This is a genomic window from Okeania sp. SIO2B9 (assembly GCF_010672505.1).
In the GTDB taxonomy this organism is placed as follows: domain Bacteria; phylum Cyanobacteriota; class Cyanobacteriia; order Cyanobacteriales; family Microcoleaceae; genus Okeania; species Okeania hirsuta.
Window position 1 is genome coordinate 1 of sequence record NZ_JAAHGK010001540.1, and the last position, 1,570, is coordinate 1,570.

The following is a 1,570-nucleotide window of genomic DNA, read 5'->3' on the forward strand; positions in this document are numbered from 1 at the left end:
AAGGCGGATGGAATTTCACCACCAAGGTAATAAGAGTTATTCACAAGTCGAGGTTGTCCTCATGTGGTGACTTGGAACGGCCATTTATACCCAGTTTCCTGGTTTAGTGGCCAACGAGTCACACAATTTCTATACGATAATTGATTTTATAGCGCTGCGCGCAGGCAACAGCTCCGGAAGGCAACAGCGGTGCGACCCCGCGACGACGCCAGCTCGCTTGCGGAATGCGCACTCCTGTGAGGCAATAGGGGGAATAAAAATCTGTTTGCGCAGCATCTCCGTTGGAATAATATAAGACTTTTAGCTATTGGACAATTCCTACAATTTGTAAATATGCCAGCGCACATTGCTATATTTTTATTTTTGGAGATGTCTACTTATAATTTAATTACTGCAATACAAAAATACTTATAAATTATGACTGAAATATTAGTAATAGGTTACGGTAATACTCTCCGCAGTGATGATGGTGCTGGTCAACGGGTGGCAGAGTTAGTAGCAGAGTGGGAATTTCAGAACATCCGATCGCTCCCAGTTCATCAACTTACTCCAGAATTGGCAGAACCTATATCTCAAGCAGAATTAGTTATTTTTGTTGATGTTTATCCGGCAACTTCTGAACAAGGTTTACAGATACATCAACTTTGCGTTCCCCACACTCCACACACTCTAGAAACGGGGGAACTTGAGAGTCAGGGTTTAAATATTGGGCATACAGGAGATCCGCGATCGCTACTTGCTCTTAGTCAATTTGTTTATAAAAATGTACCTCCGAGTTGGTGGATATTAATACCCGCAGTTAATTTTGAATTTGGGGAAGATTTTTCGAGGGAAACAGCTCAAGGAATTACAGATGCTTTAGCACAAATTCAACATATTTTTGTTAATTAAAGTTTAAAAGTTTTATTGACAATTTTTTTTTAATTTAGCAGTTATTTTCTCAAGTTTTTGTTATGTGCCAAAATCAAGTTTTGTAAAAAAACTTTAAGTGATAGTTCAATTAGCAAAAAATAGTTGGATAATAATAGTGAAGGAGGTGGGTGTTAAAGAATAGAAATACACTCAATAAAGTTTTATGGTTAGCAATATTAATACGGAACAAAACCTCTCGCAACTACAAAGCAAAATAACTTCAAAAGACGAAGCATGGCAAGGATTTAAACAAGGAACGTGGACAAAAGAAGTTAACGTTAGAGATTTTATTCAGAAAAATTATACTCCATATACAGGGGATGAATCTTTTCTGGAAAACATCAGTGAATCAACAGACTTTCTCTGGACTGAAGTTAAAGAATTAATGAACCAAGAACGGGAAAAAGGCATTTTAGATGCAGAAACGAAAATCCCTTCTGGTATTACTGCTTACGGGGCAGGTTACATCAATCAAAATTTAGAAAAAATTGTCGGTTTACAAACGAATAAACCCCTCAAAAGGGCAATTATGCCTTTTGGGGGCATTCGAGTGGTTGAGAAATCTTTAGAAGCTTATGGTTATCAAATAGATCCTCAAACCCATGAAGTGTTTACTCAATATCGTAAAACCCATAATGACGGGGTTTTCGATGCTTAT

2 protein-coding genes are annotated in these 1,570 nt (G+C 37.6%); both read left to right on the forward strand.

Going from position 1 to position 1,570, the window contains the following annotated elements; all coding sequences use genetic code 11:
• Nucleotides 1–417 precede the first annotated feature (417 nt).
• Complete coding sequence (locus F6K13_RS32410; protein WP_124146229.1) at nucleotides 418–891, forward strand: hydrogenase maturation protease; 474 nt, start codon at nucleotides 418–420, stop codon at nucleotides 889–891.
• Between the two features lie 184 nt (nucleotides 892–1,075).
• The coding region (locus F6K13_RS32415) for a pyruvate formate lyase family protein (RefSeq protein ID WP_287289804.1) at nucleotides 1,076–1,570 on the forward strand (495 nt) is incomplete at its 3' end.